The organism is Aerococcus sp. L_32 (assembly GCF_050689315.1).
Genome location: NZ_JBOEQF010000199.1, coordinates 1 through 3900, shown reverse-complemented (window position 1 = coordinate 3900; position 3900 = coordinate 1). Strand labels below are relative to the sequence as shown.

Sequence of the window (3900 nt, the reverse complement as noted above, 5' to 3'; positions counted from 1 at the left end):
GTTTATTAGCAAAAGAAAAGGCCCCCCACGCGCTGGTGGGAGGCCTAAGTCCCATTCAGCGTTAACAAGCACGAATAGGACTTACGATTTGTTATTAGTGAAAACCACTAATTCGTAAAGTCCTGTTTATTAATAATAATGACCACTTGTGCTGTCTTTTTCATGAGACTACCTCTTTCATTTTCTAATGTGAATTTAATATAACCTAAAATAATAATGATTGCAATAGGTAAAATGAAGAAAATCTAATAAATGTGCAAATAAATTAAAATTATCTAATAAAAAGGCGTACATGGCCCCACCATGTACGCCTAATCACTATCTAAAAGTGGTTGTAATATCTAGTTTAAATCACTTTATTCTGATACTGGTGCATCAGCTGTTACTTCAACTGTGTGCCATCCAAAGTCATCCGCTGGGTTATTAGCATAGTCAAAGTGTTTTACGCGGTTGTTAACAGGCATAACTTCTTGACGGAATAATGTTGGAATAACTGGTGCTTCTTCAGAGAAGTATTTTTGCCATTCAACAAAGGTGTTACGTTGGAATTCTTCGTCAAAAGCTTCTGCACTTGTAAAGTCAGCCATGAATTGGTCATTTTCTTCAGTCGCCCAACGCGTAAAGTTAAAGGCAGCATTACGCGCGTATAAGCCATTTGGCGCAGGATCACTACCAGTACCCCAAGCTGCTTGATAGATATCGATATTTTCATCATCTGCTTCAATACGGTCATAGAAACTGTTGAATTCTAGTAAACGACCATCTGTTAATTGAACATCCAAACCAACTTCTTTCCAAGCTTGGATATAGTATTGTGCAATTGGCTCAGCCGTTTCTCCACCTTCCATTGAGGCAAAGTTAATTTGTAATGGTTCACCATCTGAATCTTCACGAATACCGTCGTTATCAGTATCTACGTAGCCAGCATCGTCTAATAATTGGTTGGCTTTATCTGCATCATAGTAGTAACCAGGTACTTCTTCGGTTGTTGCACCAAAACTACCAAATACTGGTGGGATAACAGTGTTGGCATTTGAACGTAAGCCGTTGTAGAAACGTTGTGCTATAGCGTCGTTATCAATGGCATATCCCATAGCTTGACGAAGGGATTTATCCGCCATTTTGGCATCTTCATCATAAACAACTTCACCGGCTTCAGCGTCCCATTTACCCAACTTAAATCCAATATATGTATAAGATAATTCTTCACGACCTAGTAATGTATAGCCAGGCAGTTCAGCGTAACTTGCATATAAATCAGTTGGCATACTTAAAGCTACGTCATAAGTACCATTTTCTAAGGCAGGGACAATTGAACTTGAAGGCACAACTTCAACGACAACGTTGTCTAATTGAGGTTCACCTTGCCAGTAGTATTCATTGGCTTCATATTCAACGGACTCTCCTGGTGTTACTTTAGTAATACGGAAAGGACCGTCTCCAACTGGTGTAGAGCGAATTTTTTCAGAAGAAGCTAGTTCAGCAACTGGTACGTCTTCTAAATAGTGTTTAGGCATTGCGTATGACCAAACACCCCCACCTGCTTGAAGCATTGAAGGACTTACTTCTTGGAATTCGATTTCAACAGTGACATCATCGACTTGCGTGATACCAGAAATCGTATCAGCTTCCCCACTATGGTATTCTGCCATACCGACTACGTTTTGGAAGGTACCATCATAACGAATACCAGTGTAGTCTGGGTGACCGATTACCTCGTAAGAATAGATAACATCTTCGGCAGTTAATGGTTCACCATCAGACCATTTCAAACCTTCTTTTAAGGTAATTGTTGCTTTATTATTTTCTTGATCTAATGCTAACGTGGCTTTACCGGAGTCGTCAATTTGGAAGTCATCGTCAGTGCCAAATAATGAATCGAAACCAAACTGCATAATTTCTGCATCATAAGCATCTTCATAAAACTCCCAAGAGAAAATCCCTTGGAAAGGTGAGTCCGTTACTAAACCAACTTGTAAAGTACCACCATCAATTGCATCACCTTCATTATCAACTGTAGTCGCTAGTTCAGGTGCAACTACCTCACCACTTTCGCTACTAGAAGATGAATCTGCAGTTTCACTGTCACTATCACTGTTACCACACGCCACCAAAGCCAAACTTGCAGCAGCTGTTAAACCCAATAACTTATACCATTTCTTCATACACTTTCCTCCTAAACTAAATTGTGATGTTGTAATTTATAAAAATATAATTACCCTAAACGTTGTTTTGCATCTGCAGATCGTTTTAAAGCTTGACCTACATAGTTAATGCAAAGCATCAATACTAAAATCAGTAGTGATGCAGGTAGCCATACCCAAGTCTTATTTTCCAGAATATCTGGTGACTGAGCATAGCTGACCAATGTCCCTAAACTAGGTGTGGAAGTAGGTAACCCAAATCCTAAATAGCTTAACCCAGTTTCAATACCGATATTTGCGGCAAAGTTCAAAGTGACATTTACGATGATCAGAGAGCTTAAATTCGGGAGAATTTCCCTAAATAATATCTTGTAAGTTGGTGTCCCCATCGTTCTTGATGCTGAGATATAATCTCTTCGACTCTCAGATAAGGCTTTACTACGGATTAACCGCGCTTGCCCTACCCAATAGAAGGCACTCATGATGAGGATAAAGGTCCACACATTGTAGTCTGAAACCAGTGTGATAAATACGATGATCAACATGGTTGTTGGAAGTAACATGATAAAATCAATGATTCGCATCAAAAAATTATCAATAATACCGCCATAGTAACCAGCAACCAAACCAATCGTAATCCCAACGATACTGGTCAGTGCCGTAATGGTAAAACCAATCGTAATGGAGTTTCTAGCACCTATAATGAGTTGGCCAAAAATAGAACGACCACCGGAATCAGTTCCTAAGATAAAATCATCATTAGGTGGCATATAGGAATCTAATAGAGAGATTCGCAATACTTCATCTTGGTCGATGACAATTGCCCCAATGAATACCCCAAGAATAATAAGGATAAATAAGATTAAACTAAATAGTGCTAGCTTATCTTTTAAAAATTCACGCCAAATTACGCGCAAACCAGTTGGCGGTGCACTAGCTAATTCTTGTGCAATCGCATCTTGGTCAGTTGTTTTTTTATAATTTTCCATTCATCATCACCCCTTCCCTAATCAATCCGAATACGAGGATCTACAATCGTCATAATAATGTCAGACAGTAGCGTACCTAGAATTGTTGAGATACCAAATATCAATACCAGGGCAGTAATGACCGAATAGTCACGACTAATAATCGATTGAATGAATAGTTGACCCATACCAGGATAAGCGAAGATTTGTTCGATAAATACTGAACCCCCGATTAAACCAGTAATTTCATAACCAAATGTTGAAGCCACTGGTAATAGCGAGTTTCTAAAAATGTGACGGTTATACACCACATTCTCAGGTACCCCTTTAGACCGAGCCGTCTTCACATAGTCTTGCTGTTTTGCATCAATTACCTCACTCCGCAAATACTGGATGATCCCTGTTGTACCAAGCAATGCGTAGGTAATTGCTGGTAGTAACATATGGTAGAATCGGTCCCAATAATAAGCAGGTGTACCGGCATCTAATCCGGTAGATACCGATCCATTTGTTGGGAACCACTGCAACTCATACCCGAACAGCCAAACCATTAGTAAGGCAAGTACGAAAGTTGGAATTGCGTAGGAAATGAAGTTGTATAATACGACCCCTTTATCAAAAGAAGAATTATTATAACGACCTGATAAAATCCCAAGCGGTAAGGCAATTAAGTAGGTAAAAATCAAAGTGAGTAGTGACAGGAAGATCGTGTTAACCGCTCGTCCACCAATTAAAGTGGATACAGGCACTTTATAGGTATAAGACATCCCAAAGTCACCCTGGAAGGC

At 39.5% G+C, this 3900-nt stretch carries 3 protein-coding genes; all 3 read right to left on the bottom strand.

The genetic code is table 11. From position 1 onward, the window contains the following. Nucleotides 1-356 precede the first annotated feature (356 nt). Nucleotides 357-2165 carry an oligopeptide ABC transporter substrate-binding protein gene (opp4A, locus tag ACRCJ0_RS10320; protein ID WP_431390380.1) on the bottom strand — a complete coding sequence of 603 codons (1809 nt, stop codon included), beginning with the start codon at nucleotides 2163-2165 and terminating at the stop codon, nucleotides 357-359. Nucleotides 2166-2215: 50 nt separating this feature from the next. After that, the gene (locus ACRCJ0_RS10315) at nucleotides 2216-3133 is read right to left on the bottom strand and encodes an ABC transporter permease (protein WP_431388377.1); all 918 of its coding nucleotides are present in this window, start codon (nucleotides 3131-3133) and stop codon (nucleotides 2216-2218) included. 17 nt (nucleotides 3134-3150) lie between these two features. Continuing rightward, nucleotides 3151-3900: ABC transporter permease (locus tag ACRCJ0_RS10310; protein ID WP_431390379.1), on the bottom strand; the 750-nt coding region annotated here is incomplete at its 5' end.